This window comes from Diplocloster agilis, assembly GCF_019042275.1.
Classification (GTDB): Bacteria; Bacillota; Clostridia; order Lachnospirales; family Lachnospiraceae; genus Diplocloster; species Diplocloster agilis.
This window is the reverse complement of record NZ_JAHQCW010000016.1, coordinates 15,455-31,275: the sequence shown is the minus strand read 5'-3', so window position 1 is coordinate 31,275 and position 15,821 is coordinate 15,455. Positions and strand designations below refer to the sequence as shown.

At 50.4% G+C, this 15,821-nt stretch carries 11 protein-coding genes; all 11 read left to right on the top strand.

The window, feature by feature from the left end:
- Positions 1–26 precede the first annotated feature (26 nt).
- Positions 27–1,274 (top strand): HipA domain-containing protein, encoded by a 1,248-nt coding sequence (locus tag KTH89_RS10885; RefSeq protein WP_158342396.1) that lies wholly within the window; start codon positions 27–29, stop codon positions 1,272–1,274.
- A gap of 342 nt (positions 1,275–1,616) precedes the next feature.
- The gene (locus tag KTH89_RS10880) at positions 1,617–3,233 is read left to right on the top strand and encodes a response regulator (RefSeq protein WP_238721680.1); all 1,617 of its coding nucleotides are present in this window, start codon (positions 1,617–1,619) and stop codon (positions 3,231–3,233) included.
- Positions 3,230–4,975, top strand: coding sequence for a cache domain-containing sensor histidine kinase (locus KTH89_RS10875; protein ID WP_158342398.1), 1,746 nt, complete (start codon positions 3,230–3,232; stop codon positions 4,973–4,975). The genes KTH89_RS10880 and KTH89_RS10875 overlap by 4 nt, the downstream gene beginning before the upstream one ends.
- Before the next feature lie 121 nt (positions 4,976–5,096).
- On the top strand, positions 5,097–6,506 hold the full coding sequence (locus KTH89_RS10870; protein WP_238721678.1) for an ABC transporter substrate-binding protein: 1,410 nt from the start codon (positions 5,097–5,099) through the stop codon (positions 6,504–6,506).
- 84 nt (positions 6,507–6,590) lie between these two features.
- Positions 6,591–7,478 carry a carbohydrate ABC transporter permease gene (locus KTH89_RS10865; protein WP_158342400.1) on the top strand — a complete coding sequence of 296 codons (888 nt, stop codon included), beginning with the start codon at positions 6,591–6,593 and terminating at the stop codon, positions 7,476–7,478.
- Positions 7,471–8,313: a carbohydrate ABC transporter permease gene (locus KTH89_RS10860; RefSeq protein WP_158342401.1), complete on the top strand. Its 843-nt coding sequence runs from the start codon at positions 7,471–7,473 to the stop codon at positions 8,311–8,313. Before KTH89_RS10865 ends, KTH89_RS10860 begins: the two co-directional genes overlap by 8 nt.
- 17 nt (positions 8,314–8,330) lie before the next feature.
- The gene (locus tag KTH89_RS10855) at positions 8,331–11,225 is read left to right on the top strand and encodes a glycosyl hydrolase family 95 catalytic domain-containing protein (RefSeq protein WP_238721675.1); all 2,895 of its coding nucleotides are present in this window, start codon (positions 8,331–8,333) and stop codon (positions 11,223–11,225) included.
- An 83-nt stretch (positions 11,226–11,308) separates the two neighbouring features.
- Entirely contained in the window at positions 11,309–12,901 is a 1,593-nt protein-coding gene (locus KTH89_RS10850; RefSeq protein ID WP_158342403.1) for a GH39 family glycosyl hydrolase, read from the top strand.
- Positions 12,902–13,388: 487 nt separating this feature from the next.
- Positions 13,389–13,973, top strand: a complete 585-nt coding sequence (locus KTH89_RS10845; RefSeq protein WP_158342404.1) for a helix-turn-helix domain-containing protein — start codon at positions 13,389–13,391, stop codon at positions 13,971–13,973.
- A gap of 196 nt (positions 13,974–14,169) precedes the next feature.
- A complete protein-coding gene (locus KTH89_RS10840; RefSeq protein ID WP_238721673.1) occupies positions 14,170–15,318 on the top strand; it encodes an aldo/keto reductase in 1,149 nt (382 codons plus the stop codon).
- A 35-nt stretch (positions 15,319–15,353) separates the two neighbouring features.
- Entirely contained in the window at positions 15,354–15,731 is a 378-nt protein-coding gene (locus KTH89_RS10835) for a MerR family transcriptional regulator (protein ID WP_158342406.1), read from the top strand.
- Positions 15,732–15,821: the final 90 nt, after the last annotated feature.

The window sequence follows — 15,821 nt, the reverse complement described above, 5'->3', positions numbered from 1 at the left end:
TAATAACAGTAGATGGGAGTTGGAAAATGGTGGAAACTATTCAAACATATATATTAATGCATAGAGAAATTCCTGTAGCGGAAATCCGCCTGGACAGCGCCGCCGGCTCTGTTTCCGCTGTTGGGGAGGTATGGAATCCAGCCCATATTCCGGTGGGTATCCCTGTAAAAAGGGGGAGGATTGACCGCGCCGCGCTGAATGAATGGTGGAGGGGGCGGGCAATTCCCGCAAGCCGCGCCGGTCTGCGCCAGGCGCTGGAGGAACTGCACATCAGCTCCCCGCAGATGTTGTTGGAAAAATGTCTGGGCCTTTCCCTGTCGGATCAGTATTGGATCTGTCCAGCCGACAGAAAGGTTTCCTGGCATGAAGTAAACTTTTTTGAGAATCCTTTTTCAGAGGACGTGGGCAATATCCTCTTTGGGAATCCTTCCGGCGGCGGGGCGGTCAGCCTGATGTCGCCGGACAACACCTCGGATGGCTGGCTGAAGAAGAAATGGACGATTATTGACGGGAAACGCTGCCTGCTCAAAGGAGGTAGCGGCGCGACCCAGCAGGAACCGTACAACGAGGCGCTTGCAAGCAGAATCATGGAACGGCTGCACATCCCCCATGTCCCTTACACGCTGACTGTGCAGGAGGATTACCCTTACAGTGTGTGCGAGGATTTTATTACGCCGGACTCGGAGCTGGTAACGGCTTGGTATATTATGCAGACACAGCCAAAGCCCAACCATATTTCCGTGTACCAGCATTACCGGAACTGCTGTGAATCGCTTGGTATTCCCGGCGTCAGGGACAGCCTTGACCGTATGCTTGTTTTGGATTACCTGATTGTCAATGAGGACAGGCACCAGAACAATTTCGGGGCTGTCCGCAACGCCAGGACGTTAGAATGGATAGGGTGTGCGCCGATTTATGATAGCGGAACGTCCCTTTGGTTTGATAAGCCGCCGGCGATGATCAGCGCCGGGGCGAAGGCGCCCAGTAAGCCGTTTAAGACCACCCATGACGAGCAGATTAAACTGGTGTCTTCGTTTGAATGGCTTGACCTCACCGGGCTAGCAGGAATTGAGGAGGAACTGAGGGAACTGGTAAAAGGGTCCCTCTTTATCGACACAGCCCGGGCAGACGCCCTCTGTGCCGCCTTGCGGGGTCGTGTGGAGCGGCTCTCACAGGTGGTGGACAGTCGCCGGAGCTTCTATCCTGTGGATGATCGTATAGATGATGTGACGGAGGATGTGGCATATAGCGGGGAGACAGAGGAACGTTTTTGATACTAATAATACAGGGGAAAGTGTGTATACGGTGTCTGACATGAAAGAAGCATTCCGGAAAATGACTGTCAGGCGAGGAAATATTTTGCCGCCGGAAGTGATTTTTATCACTTCCGAGCGGTATTTTTGCGTATTACAGGAGGTTAGAAAAGTGGGGACGCAATATTGAGGATTTTGTATATTGGTTCGTGGGTGCCGGCGACTTGAATTTCTGATTTGGTTTTGGGATTTTGCCGGCGGAGTTTATCAGGCAAAATATGACATATCTTGACAGGGGTTTTTCCATGGCGTAGTCTTAGTTTAAGGATGCGTTTGCAATGGAAAGAGGAGAGGGGCAGGAGTATGCTTGATATCGTTGTAGTAGATGATGATATGATCGTTCGAAAGGGGATCATAAAATCCATTGATTGGGAAAAAATCGGATGTGAGATCGTCGGGGAAGCCTCTAACGGCAAAACCGGACTGGAGGTTATACGGGAAAAACACCCCCAGATCGCGGTTATCGATATCAAGATGCCGGTGATGGACGGCCTGGAGCTGGCCAGGATCTTAAGCGAGACCATGCCGGAGGTCCGGATCCTCATCTTAACCGGATACAGCGAGTTTGATTATGCCAGAGAAGCGCTGCGGCTGGGAGTGAAGAATTATTTGCTGAAACCGGTGAAGGCGGAAGAGATGATGGAAAATATCCTGGAGGTGAAGGAAAAGATTCAGGAGGAACAGGAAATCTTCCGGCAGATCGAGGAAAAGAACAAAATTATGGACGGTAGCATGGATATCATACGGACTTATTTTCTGCAGCAGGTTCTTGAGGGACAGATTCCCATAGATGATGAATTCTTTCTCAGGGCAGGAGAACTGAAACTGGACTTTAAAGGCCCGGCCTATCAGGTGATTGTGGTGGATATCGACGACTATTCGGCTATCGTCCCGTCCAACAGCAACGAGCAGCTGAAAAAAATGCATGAGAAGATAGGAGACCTGTTTGACCGGATCTTTTGGAATACATACAAAGCCAAGTCATTTTTTACCCACGATAACTATCTTTGCGGCATAGTAAACCGGGATATAACCGGGGGCCGGAACATTGTAGAAGACTGCCGCACGTTGCAGAAGAAAACGAAAGTCATGCTGAACACCTCCGTTACGGTTTCGATCGGAGACGTCCGGGAGAAGCTTGAACACGTCCCGGATTTCTTTACCAAAGCTATGACCGCCTTAAAGATGAAGAGCGGCCAGGGTCAGGGGACGATCATCGAATTTTCTGAAATCGAAGCCCCGGGGGAAAATATGAATATTGACCTGAAGGCGGAGGAACAGATGCTGCTGGACGGGATCAAAGGGCTGGATACAGATAAGACAGGGGAAGTGATTGATCAGATCTTTCAAAAGGTGCGGGAGCACAACGCCAACTATGAGCAATTGAAAAATCTGGCGGTCCGGCAGGTCATCGTGGCGCTGCTTTCCGTGGAAAATATGGGCGTGGATTTTCAGGACATCCTGGGTAAGAACGCCAGTATTCTGGACGAACTGAATCAGTGCCGTGTGATGAATGACATCCGGATCTGGCTGAAGGGCTTCATGGAAAAGCTGATTCAGCAGTTAAAATCCATGAACACCTATTCTTACAGCAGCGTGGTGGCCACAGCGATTCAATATGTGGCCGACCATTATCAGTCGGAGATCCGCGTGGAGCAGCTGGCGGACCTGGTCTATGTCACGCCCAATTATTTCAGCCGTGTTTTCTATCAGGAAACCGGAGTGCATTTCGCAGATTATCTGAACCAGTACCGGATCGGCAGGGCAAAGCTTCTGTTCAGGGAGAAGCATTTGAAAACCTATGAGATCGCCGAGCTGTGCGGTTATCAGAATTATAAATATTTCAGTTTCATTTTCAAGAAATATGAAAAATGTTCTCCACGCCAGTTCAGAGAAAATATGGAGCGTAACCTGCTATGAAACAGAAGAAACACAAAAAGAGAATGTTCAGCCTCAGCTATAAAGTGTTCTTAACCGCCGTAGCCATCTCGATTCTGCCTATGCTGATCGTGGGGACCATGCTGTTTACCCAGTCCGCCAATATCGTCAAGAAAAATGAGAGTGCGGCCAAGCTGAATACGTTGGCGCATATCGGCACGAATGTGGAGACAATCCTTCAATACGTGGATGATCTGTCTGTGCTTCTGATTCAGGACGATATTGTAAGGGATTGGCTGAAAACGGGGGAAGAACCGGACGATATCATGGATCTGAAGCGGATCGCGCTGCAGAAGAGACTGTCTTTTTGCGTGGGAAATAAGGACTACATCTCCGGAATATCCATTGAAAATCTGTGGGGAGAAACGGTATTCGTAGGAACGAACCGGGAAACACCCATGAAGGAGCAGATGAAAAAAGACGCGGATCAGCTAAAAGGACGGCTCACCTGGGTAACGGATATCGAACAATGGGACGGGCTGAACCAGAGCGAGAAGACCATTTCCATGGTCAGGTCCGTCAACGATATGAATTCCGGGAAAAAGCTGGCTACCATGCGGATCGAGATCCTGGTGCAGGAGCTGTCAAAATCCTTCGCGGACCAGATCGCCGATGAAAATAATGTCACGTACATGATCGATAAAGAGGGCGATATCATCGCATCGGAAGACATGAACATACTGGGAAGCAGGGCGCCCCGGGAGATCCTGGAGGAGATGAGCCGGGAGAGCGTCAGGACGGAGAAGACCGTGGGAGGACAGCCCTGCATGGTAACCTTGTATCAGGTTAATGACAGCCCATGGACGCTGGTCAACGTGGTTCCGGTCAAATATGTATTGAGCGACAGCGTGGTACTGAAGCGGATTCTTGCCGGCAGCCTTCTGATCAGCGTGATCCTGTGCGTCGGCTGCGCCTATCTGTTTTCCAGGATCTGTACGAAGCCCCTGGTGGAACTGACGGGCCGTCTGAAGGTCATGGACATGAAGCATATCGAGATGACGCCTTCGAACGATGAGGTGGGGGTTCTGGTAGATACCTACAACAATATGTCGGGCTACATCGATCAGCTGGCGGATGAGCTTGCACGGAAGAAAATAGAATTAAAAGAAGCGGAATTCGCCGCGCTTCAGGCTCAGATCAATCCCCATTCCCTATACAATAACCTGGATACGGCCTATTGGCTGAGCAGGCTTGAGGACGCGCCGAAGACCGGAGAGATCATCCTGGCGATGAGCAGGCTTTACCGATTAAGCCTGGGGAATGTCAACGAAATCGTGACCGTCGGGGAAGAACTGGAATATCTGGACAATTATCTGGTCATCCAGAAGATCCGGCTGGAAGATACGGTTCATTTCCAATTCGAAGTAGACGAGGAGGCCGTTGCGTGCCGGACGCTCCGGTTTATCCTGCAGCCGATTGTGGAAAATTCGATTCTGCACGGGATGATCCCAAAAGATGCGGAAGGGACGATCCGGATCCGTATCTACAGGGAAAATCAGGAACTGATTATAAAGGTAAGCGACGACGGCGTGGGGACGGACTGCGCCCGGTTAAATGAAATCCTTCTGGAAAAGGAGGATGATTCTGCAGGAAAATCCTGTTTTGCCATAAGAAACGTAAATAACCGGATTCAGCTCAGATTCGGGGAACGCTATGGGCTTTACTATGAGACGGATGAGAGGGGATGGACCACCGCCATAATCCAACAGCCTGAATTTCTGTAAAAGAGAACAGAAATTCAGGAGTTTTTATTGTTTTTTTGGTGTGAAGAAAAAGGAGATTTCCCTATAATTGAGACTATCAAAGAAACACGAGAACAAGTAAGAAATGGTGGAGGGAAAAGAAATGAAGAGAAAAGTGATTGCAGTTTTACTAACTCTGGTCATGGCGGTATCGATGACGGCCTGCGGCAGCGGATCAGGCACGCAGGAAGCGGCGCCCGCACCGTCTGCCCAGGATAATAAACAGGACGCGGATGGCGCGCAGGATGCGGCGGCGGAAACCAAGGAACCCGCAGAAAACCAGGCCGGTACCGGGAAGGACTGCTCCCTGTCCGTGATGGTAACCTGGAGTGATGACAATGATATTTCCGCCAAAACCGGGAATGAAATGCTTCAGAAGCTCCAGGAAACATATCCGGATCTGGAACTGAATGTGGAAGTGGTCGCCCATGATCTATACGAGGATAAGCTTAAGACGTTAATGGCCACCAACTCCCTGCCGGATGTGTTCCAGACGCTGCCGGGACTGATGCCTTCCATGTATGATAATGAGCAGATTCTGGATCTGGCGCCGGAAGTGGCCGCAGACGCGCAGTGGAGCGGCCGGATGGTGGAAGGGGCCTTCAATGATTATACCTTTGACGGTAAGATCCTGGGTGTTCCCCAGTCGATGATCGTATCCAGTATGATCGTCTATAACAAGGCCATATTCGAGGAATGCGGACTGAAGGAATTCCCAAAAACCGTAGAAGAATTAGAAAATGCGGTGACTCAGATAAAGAATAAAGGCTACATCCCTGTGGCCTGCGGCAATAAACAGGGTTACATGGTATCCAGCCAGGTTATGCCAAGCGTGCTGTTCCGGTATGTGGATCTGGACTGGTATGAAAGCCTGAAAGACGGAAAAGGTGCGAAATTCACCGACGACTGCATGGTACAGGCGATTACGGAGATGAAGAAATTAGCGGATATGGGTATGTTTAACGAGGATGTGAACAGTCAGGAAGAACTGCTTGCCAACTCCTATTATTACAGCGGTAAGGCGGCAATGCTGATGGGCGGATTCTGGATTTCCGGAAACGTGGTCAACAATGCTTCGGAAGATGTGCTCGCCAACTCTGAGGTAGCTATGTTCCCCGGAACCGCGGAGAAACCGGAAAACGCCAAATACATGTCCGGCGGACAGGGTTGGGGCGTGTCGGTGAGCAGCGCGTTAGAAGGAGAAGAGAAAGCGATCGCCCTGGATTTTGTAAAGAGTCTGTCGGATCCGGAGGTGCAGGCCCAGATCGCGGCGGGAGGTTCCATACCCTGTGCAGAGACGGCGGAATATGACAGTTCCGGACAGAGCGAGCTGGTGCAGCGGATGTTTGCCATGTTCGAAAATTACGAAGTAGTGCCGAATCCGGAGATACAATTTAACGCGACTTATGTATCCGCGGCGGAAGACGGCTATCAGGAACTGCTGATCGGCACATTAACGCCGGAACAGCTGGCGGAAAAGCTTCAGGCTGCCTATGAGGAAGGACAGCAGTAGAAGAAACGAAGTGAACCGAATATGCTATCGGGAGCAGGTGGTGAAAATCTGCCTGCTCTCTTTTTGCCCAAAAGGAGGAAAGAAATGCGAAAGAATCCGTTACAGCCGAAGGGGTGGAAGATCGGAACCGTACTGCTGCTGCCGGTGGGAGTATATATATTTATGGTGATTATCCCCATCTTTTTTGCGGCGTATTACAGTCTGTTTAAATGGTCCGGGGGGAAGAGCATGACGTTTCTCGGTATGCAGAATTATCTGGATATTCTCAGAGATGACACGTTCTGGCTTTCCTTCCGTAATACCGCGGTGTTTACCCTGCTCATGGTGGTGGGCCAGGTGGGGATCGCTTTTGTGTTTACCCTGTTCTTTACGATGAAGTGGATGAAATGGACGGAGTTTCACAGGAGAGTGATGTTTATCACGAATATCATCTCGGCGGTGGTGATCGGCCTGCTGTGGCAGATCATCTACAGTAACCAGGCGGGGATTCTGAATGAGTTCCTGCGCGCCATCGGCCGGGAGGACTGGATCCGGCCCTGGCTGGACGATCCGAAGATCGTACTGTTCAGCGTGGCGGTTCCGGTGATCTGGCAATTCGTGGGATACTATCTCGTGATCATGACCAGCGCCATCGCTTCGGTTCCGAAGGATATCCTGGAGATGGCGGAGGTAGACGGCGCCAGCGGCTGGAAGAGAAGCATCTATATCACGATCCCCATGATCTACGATACCCTTAAAGTATGTATCATGATCTGTATCGCCGGTTCCTTTAAGACCTTCGATCATATCTCCGTTATGACGGGCGGCGGGCCGGGGAATTCTTCCATGGTATTGTCCCTGTATAATTACGACGTCAGTTTTTCCATGATGAAGATGGGATACGGCTGCGCGCTGGCGGTTATGATCCTGGTGATCTCGCTGCTGCTGACGCTCGGAAGCAGGCTGCTGTTAGGAGGAAAACGCTATGAATAAAGTGATGAAGGCGGGAAATACCTGTTTCCATTTTCTCGTAAACCTGATGGTCATGCTGTTTTCCCTGAGCTGCATCCTGCCGATTCTCTGGATGATCAATTCTTCTCTGCGGGATAATAAGGATTTTATGCAAAGCGTCATTGGCCTGGCGGCAAAGCCGGCGTTTCACAATTATGTGGAGGCATTGCAGACCGGAGACTTGTGGCACTGTTTTCTGAATTCCGGTTATTTGAGTATTCTTACGGTGATCTTAACGATTGTGTTTTCCTTTACGGTAGGATTTATGGTTTCCCGCTACCGCTTTTTCGGTTCCCGTCTGATATACCTTCTGTTTATCTCGGGTATGGTGATACCGATTCTATCGCTGATGGTGCCTGTGTTTATTGAATTTAAAAAGCTGAACCTGTTAAACCATTGGTTTACGCTGCTGTTTCCCTATGTGTCTTTTGCCATGCCGCTGTCGGTGCTGCTGATGGAAAATTTTATTAAGACCATCCCCCGGGAGCTGGACGAGGCCGCGTATATGGAAGGCTGTAATTTTTTCCAGATGATGTGGAAGGTTATATTCCCTCTGTGCAAGCCGATCGTATCCGTTGTGGTTATTACTTCTTTTATCAGCGCGTGGAACGAGTATCCATTTTCCCTGATTCTGATCGGGGATGAAAAGCTAAGAACCATATCTATAGGAATCCGGTTCTTCGGGCAGGCCCATTCCTTTAATTATACCTTATATTTCGCGGCGCTGGTGATCAGTATCGCGCCGATCTTAATTCTTTACGCTATTTTTAGTAAGCATATTATGCAGGGTATGACGATGGGAGCCGTAAAGGGATGAGGAGGGAGCAACTTAAGATGTCGGGAAGCGTACACTGGCTATATGGCAGGAACGGAATGCATGGTTTTGATTCCGGCAGTTACCCGGTGATCGGAAAAGGGCAGGCGGGTCTGGATGCGTGGAGGGACGCGCTGGCGGCCGGCAACGGATGGACCGGATTGCTGGAAAGCTTTGATCCGCAGGAAGATGTCATTATCTATCAGAATACAGAGCTGGTGCTGGACACGAACCAGATCTACAGGGTGCCGGATTATTCGAAGATATTAGAACAGGAACGAAAGAACGCCGTACTGCGCAGCCAGGTCGGAATCTGGGCAAAAGAAGCGGCCAGGGAGAACCGGAGGGATTATGGGGTGAAGGATATGGTATCCGCGGATGAACGGCCATATCATCCCTCCGCCCAGCTTCGTATCCGCCGTTTAGGTCCTTGTACACAGACCGCCTATAACAGGTACGTGAATTATCAGACCGGAGAGATCGGCGGACAGTGGAAAGATGAGAATGGTCTGGAATGGAATACCCGCTCCTTTGCTTCCAGAGAGAACCGGCTGGTGATAACAGAACTTCTTGCCCCGGATTCCTGTATGGGGGCTTCTGAAGCGGATAAACTGGATCTTACGATCGGGCTGGATCACATTCTGGAGATGTCGGTTGAGCAGGAGGCGATGGCCGACTATGGCATCCCGGCGGCACCTGTTACCGCGGAAGGGGCAGAGGCCGGCGAAGAGATATGGCTGTGGCAGACCGGTAAATACCAGGAGTTTCCGATCGGAGGGGTCCGCACAAACCCGCCCTCCGAATATCATGACGGGGGCTGGGCCACTGCGGTTCGTATCTACACCGATGGGGAAATATATGTGGATAAGTTTGTAAGGGACATCCAGGTATGTGGAAAATTCACGCCGGACAGACAGGATGCGGTGGTCGGAGGATATGAATCACCGGTACTGCGGGTCAAAGGCGCGGGAATAGTTATATTGGCGGCCGGAATGGGGCGCTGCGCCCACGGGTTAAAAGACGGGAAGAGTGTGAAAGAAGTTCTGTTAGAAGAGTTAAAAGGACAGATCCGGGATAATACCCGTCCTTATGAAAAAAACAGGATATTTTCTTACGAGGATGCGCTCCTTAAGCACAGGAGCCTTCATGAGCCGGCATTCTCAAGAGTGAGTCTAAAGCTCTGCCATACGCGGGAGGAGAAAGCGGACCGGCGTCTGACCAACGAGGCGCTGATGGAAAAGCAGCGGCAGTCTCCCCGGATTAATAAAGCATATGCGGAGAGGCTGTTTGAGCATGGGCGGTTTGCCCTTCTGTGCTCCAGCGGTTACCATGCGCCCCGCATGTGCGGAATGTGGACGGGAAGCTGGATGCCTCTGTTCCACGGAGGATTTATCACCAACGCGAACCTGAATCTGCAGGTATCTTCCATGAATACCGGAAACCTTCCGGAGGCGTCTTGGGGTTACATTTATTTTCTGCTGCGTCAGCTTCCGGACTGGCAGTTAAATGCGGCCCGCATCTATGGTATGGTGAGCGCATTGCAGGCGCCCGTACATACCGCGGGTGACGGAAACGGCCAGGCCTATCACTCGCTGCCTGGTTATCCCCATGCCTACTGTAATGCGATTACGGACTGGATGATCATCCCTGTTTTTGAAACCTACCAGTGTTTTGGAAACAGAAAGATTCCATACGGTGAAAATCTGTCTATGAACCGGCTTGCCGGTATATGCGGATATTCAGAGGCTGACCAAAAGAGAATCCTGCGGGATGGTTTTGATTTGCAGGAGGACATTTTGGTCCCCCTCATCCGGGGATTGATGAACTTCTGGACCCAGTATGCGGATGACAGATATTATCTGGATGAGCAGGGTAAGATTCATCTGGACGACGGGACGAGGATCGGGGAGAGGGGGAACCATTACCTGCTCACTCCCGGATATTCGGCGGAAAACGCGCCCGGCGGCCTGGATTATAACGGGGTGTTGTCACTGGCAGCCAACACTGCCATGGATATCGCGGCTATGCAAGACTCCCTGTATATGGCGGAACAGATCAGCCGGCGGTCCCTGCGGCTGCCTTGGTGCTCTAAGTGGGATAAGCTGAGGGAAAGAATCCCGGAATATCTCTACACAGACGATGGAGCGGTAAAGGAATGGGCGCTGTCCGGATTCCTGGAAAATGACGACCACCGGCATATAAGCCACGCATACGGGGCGTGGCCCGCCCATGAGGCACAGAAGGACAGAAGATTAAGGGCTGGCATATACAAAGCGATACAAAACAGGACCAGACAAAACCGGTCGGACGACGCTATGGCCCATGGCCATCTGCATAAAGCGATGGCGGCTGCCAGGGTGAAATCCGCCCGGGATCTGGAGAAGGAGCTCTATGTGCTGACGGCAGGCGAGTATCAGTACACGTCTTTGATGACCTCCCACGACAGGGGACGGGGAAGCGCTTATTGCACCGATGCCGCTATAACCTATCCCGGGATTATCCTGGAGGCTCTGGTCTATTCCGGAGAGGAAGAGGTGGAGGTGCTGCCCGCGCTGCCGGATTCGTGGACGAAGGGGCAGTTGTGCGGGGTGAGAACCAGATGCCGCGCGGAAGTGGTATGCCTGTGCTGGGACCGTACGGTATCGGGAAAAAATAAGCCGGCGGTGTCACTGACGCTTATGCCGGAAGAGAGCAGAACTATATATCTGAGGTCGGGTCTTCCATGGGATTCCTGTACGGTTGATGGAAAACGGTACCTTGCGCCGGAGTGTATGAAGGCGGATCTTGTCCGGGATTCGGACATGGAGGATACAGATCCGGTTACAGCCGTGTCAGGCCCGGATAGAGAATCCGGTATCCGGCTGATGTTAATAAAAGGAAAGGAAATGAAAATCGGATTTTATACGGCCGGGTAAACCGGAAGAAGGGAGAGCATAAAGGCCGGATAAAAGGTTCTCCCATATCAATAGGGGCGGGATACCCGCGAATGGAGGTAAGTATGAAAGAGATTATAATAAATACGGATAAAAACAAGCCGGGCATCGGTAAGGTAAAGCACTATTGGAGCAACTGCGTCGGGGCGGGCAGGGCCTGTGAAGGACTCAGGGCGGACTGGAGGCGGCAGCTGCGGGAAGCGCGGGAGGCCTGCGGCTTCCGGTACATCCGGTTTCATGGCCTGCTCAGTGATGACATGGGAGTCTGCATACGGGAAAATGGCAGTCTGCGCTTTCACTGGCAGTATATTGACAGCTTGTTTGACTTCCTGCTAAGCATCGGCATGCGGCCTTTTGTGGAATTCGGATTCATGCCGTCTGCGCTGGCGTCGGGAGAGACCACTATGTTCTGGTGGAAAGGCAACGTAACGCCGCCGTCCGATTATGACGCCTGGGGTGAGCTGATTACCGCTCTTGTACTGCACTGGAAAGAGCGGTATGGGCTGGAGGAAATTCGGAAATGGTACTATGAGATCTGGAACGAACCGGATCTGTCCGTTTTCTGGGACGGGTCCAGATCGGAATATTTCCGGCTGTACGAGTCCGCGGTGAGGGCGGTCAAGGCCATCGACCCGAAGTTGAGGGTAGGCGGCCCGGCAACCAGCAATTTTGTGCCGGATGACAGATTCGCCGGAGAGCGGGAGGATCAGTCAAAACATAAAACCCATCTGGTGGAAGATCTGGAGTCATTGGAATGGAAGGGCGTATGGATTCAAGAATTCCTGGAATTCGCGGCGGACAGGAATCTGCCCGTGGACTTTGTATCCACGCATCCGTATCCCACAGATTTCGCGCTGGGAGGACAGAAAAGCCCGGATGGCGGGATGGCAGGCCGCACCCGGTATGTCAGAGCGCTGAGGGATGATATCGGCTGGCTGAAAGAAACCATTGCCAAAAGCCCTTTCCCGGATGTGGAGATTCACCTGACAGAATGGAGCAGCAGCCCCTGTTCGAGGGATTACAGCCATGATTTCCTGCCCGAAGCCTCTTATATCATCCGGTCGAATATCGAAAATATCGGACGGGTGGATTCTCTGTCCTACTGGGTGTTTACGGACATTTTCGAGGAAGAAGGCCCAGGCCCTCAGGATTTTCACGGGGGATTCGGCCTGATGAACCTTCAGGGAATCCGCAAACCCTCTTTCCATGCGTACCGCATGCTGCATGAGCTGGGAGATGAGATCGTGGATCAGGGAGAAGGATATCTCATAACCCGGAGAGCGGATCAGAAACTGCGCATATTAATATGGAATTATGATATGCGAAAGGATCGCCCGGTACCCATGTCCATGTACCCGGATTACCATACGGCGGAAGCCTTCCGGGATTCGGGGGAAGAGGCTTATATGAATCTGGAAATCAGCCATCTGGCGTCTGGGCAGGCTTTTGGCGTAGAGGTTCTGGACAAAGAACACGGATGCGCGGCTGCGGCCTGGGGAAAACTGGGATACCCGGCGAATATGAATCAGGAACAGATGAAGGTGATTAAGGCCGCTTCTGAAACCCGGAATTATGTCGTTCAGGCGCAAGAGAATGGTTCTTTAAAGCTGAATGTCAAATTGGGAGCATATGCGGTTCTGGCCGTCAGGGAATTATAAGATTCAGCGTTTAGAATCTATAGATCTCCTATTATACAAAGGGAGGAATCCGATTGTGTTTCCACAATTTTTTTATGATTGTAAAAGTAGACTCCTTTTTTGTTTTTTTCAATACTGTCAATTTAGTTTTTTGCTAAATTTTCTGCCCATATGATTGTTTAATATATATCTAATGTATATCATATGGGCAATGTCATTAAGTTAAGCTAAAAGGAGAATTAAAATACCTATGACAGATATTTTAATTCTCTTTTTTAATATATGGACATATAAAAAAACTTGACAATTGAGTAAAAAAATGCAGGCTTCGCACCTCGAAATATAAATTTTAAGGAGGTACCCGATGTGTAACCTGCAACAGTAATTACTCCATACAGTGCCTACACGTATCCGTCCTATTACATAGTATTTTTGCGTATGACTCTACGGAGCGTTTATTGCAATCAAATTTTGAATTACATATAATTGACAGGTAGGAGGTACAAAAATGAATAATATAAAAATCGGCAAATTGATTTATAACTTAAGAAAAGAAAAAAACTTAACGCAAGTCCAGTTAGCGGAACGAATGAATATAAGTGATAAAACCGTTAGTAAATGGGAAAGGGGTTTCGGGTGCCCGGAGGTATCATTGCTGCCCGAATTATCAACTATACTTGATGTGGATTTGGAGAACTTACTATCCGGAGAATTGGACAGAAACGAAATCTTAGGAGGCAGCATGAAAAATTTACAGTTTTATATTTGTCCTGCTTGTGGAAATATGGTTACCGCTATCACAGATACAAATATGTCCTGCTGCGGCAAAAAAATGAAAGCGCTGAAGCCGCAGAAGGCGAATGAGAATGAAAAGCTGACGGTGGAAACGGTCGAAAATGATTTTTATATCACTTCTGATCATCCAATGGAACGCGGACACTATATCGCATTCATCGCGTTGCTGACAGGCGACAGTATTCTGCTTAAAAAGCAATATCCGGAATGGGACTTACAAGTACGTATTCCTGTTCTCGCACACGGAAGACTGCTTTGGTACTGTAATAAACACGGTTTATTTTATATGGAGATATAATAGGTAACAGATGAAATATCGTCAAACACGAATTTAAAGGGTGAAACAAGAATTAACTATTACATTTTAGGAACAGGTTAAAATAAAAACTTGACTTAGAGCCAGCTCCAGGTGATATTGTTTATATTAAGAAAGAAAAATATACCAACCGGCAAAAAGATAAAAACAATACCACGATTCGGAGGGGATGGACTCTATGAATTACAGAAATCTGGGCAGTACGGGGCTTTCGGTCAGTGAAATAGGTCTGGGCTGCGAAGGCTTCGCGGGGCAGAACGGTGCGATGACGAAGACCCTAATAGACGCCGCCGAGGAACACGGAATCAACTACATTGACCTATACATACCGGACCCCGCTATCAGGGTTCTGATAGGAAAAGCCCTGCGGGGGAGAAGAGAAAAATTTCTGATACAGGCCCATCTGTGTACGGTTTGGAAAGACGGCCAGTACAAAAGGACCCGCAGGATCGAAGAGGTCAGGGAATCCTTCGAAGATCTGCTGGACAAGCTCGGAACAGACTACATCGATGTGGGAATGATTCACTATGTGGATTCACTGGAAGACTGGCGGGAAGTATCAGAAGGGCCGCTTATGCAGTACGCCATGGAATTAAAGGCCTCCGGCAGAATCCGCCACATCGGTTTGAGCAGCCATAATCCGAAGGCCGCTATGGCTGCCGTGGAGAGCGGACGGATCGAAGTCCTGATGTTCAGCGTGAACCCCTGCTATGATCTGCAGCCGGCGGGAGAGGAATGCGAGGCGCTCTGGGACGAAAAAAATTATGAAAAACCGCTGATCAATATGGATCAGGACCGGGAGGCGCTATACGAGACATGCAGCCGTCTCGGAGTGGGCATCACCGTGATGAAAGCCTTCGGCGGGGGAGATCTGCTGGATGGGTCCTTGTCACCTGCAGGGATGGCTTTAACACCCTGCCAGTGCCTGCACTATGCCCTGACACGGCCTGCCGTGGCCACGGTACTTACAGGGGCGCGCACCATAGAAGAACTGCTGGAGTGCACCGCCTATGAAACAGCGTCGGGAGATGAGCGGGATTATGCGTCCGCATTCGCCGCATTTCCCAAAATCAGCTGGCAGGGCCATTGTATGTACTGCGGCCACTGCGCGCCCTGCCCTCAGGGAATCGACGTAGCGTCTGTCACGAAGTTTCTGAATCTGGCCAAAGCACAGCAGCAGGTTCCCGAGACCGTGCGTGAACACTATGCGGTACTGCCTAAAAAGGCAGCGGCATGTGTGGAATGCGGCGCATGCGAAACGAGATGTCCGTTCGGTGTGGAAATCATTCAGAATATGAGGCAGGCCCGGGCGCTATTCGGCCGGTAAAAATGCGGGGTTCATTGCGGTAGGAGGTAAAAGCCATGACGATAGCTGAAGTGAGCAGGAAATATGAGATATCCGCCGATACGCTGCGTTACTATGAACGCATCGGCCTGATCCCGCCGGTTAACCGGACCGCAGGCGGCATCCGGAACTATACGGAAGCGGACTGCAGCTGGGTCGGATTTGCCAAATGCATGAGAGGCGCCGGTATCCAGGTGGAAGCCCTGATTGATTATGTAGCCTTGTTCCAAGAGGGGGAGAATTCAAGAGATGCCAGAAAACAGATTCTGATCGAGCAGCGGGATCAGCTGCAGAGCAGAATCCAGGAACTCCAGGAAACCCTGAGCCGTCTAAACGCGAAAATCGAAGGCTATGAAAACGGCCTGGCTCAGGTAGAAGAGAAGTTAAATAAGTAACATGAGACAGGTAAATAAATTGTAACTGCAAAAGGGCTGCGATAAAACGGTCTAAATGCGATGAGGGCTTGCGTCTCCACGTTTCTGAGA

Coding starts and splice junctions, on each gene's coding strand:
- KTH89_RS10885 (WP_158342396.1), top strand. CDS start 27: ATGGTGGAAACTATTCAAACATATATATTAATGCATAGAGAAATTCCT.
- KTH89_RS10880 (WP_238721680.1), top strand. CDS start 1,617: ATGCTTGATATCGTTGTAGTAGATGATGATATGATCGTTCGAAAGGGG.
- KTH89_RS10875 (WP_158342398.1), top strand. CDS start 3,230: ATGAAACAGAAGAAACACAAAAAGAGAATGTTCAGCCTCAGCTATAAA.
- KTH89_RS10870 (WP_238721678.1), top strand. CDS start 5,097: ATGAAGAGAAAAGTGATTGCAGTTTTACTAACTCTGGTCATGGCGGTA.
- KTH89_RS10865 (WP_158342400.1), top strand. CDS start 6,591: ATGCGAAAGAATCCGTTACAGCCGAAGGGGTGGAAGATCGGAACCGTA.
- KTH89_RS10860 (WP_158342401.1), top strand. CDS start 7,471: ATGAATAAAGTGATGAAGGCGGGAAATACCTGTTTCCATTTTCTCGTA.
- KTH89_RS10855 (WP_238721675.1), top strand. CDS start 8,331: ATGTCGGGAAGCGTACACTGGCTATATGGCAGGAACGGAATGCATGGT.
- KTH89_RS10850 (WP_158342403.1), top strand. CDS start 11,309: ATGAAAGAGATTATAATAAATACGGATAAAAACAAGCCGGGCATCGGT.
- KTH89_RS10845 (WP_158342404.1), top strand. CDS start 13,389: ATGAATAATATAAAAATCGGCAAATTGATTTATAACTTAAGAAAAGAA.
- KTH89_RS10840 (WP_238721673.1), top strand. CDS start 14,170: ATGAATTACAGAAATCTGGGCAGTACGGGGCTTTCGGTCAGTGAAATA.
- KTH89_RS10835 (WP_158342406.1), top strand. CDS start 15,354: ATGACGATAGCTGAAGTGAGCAGGAAATATGAGATATCCGCCGATACG.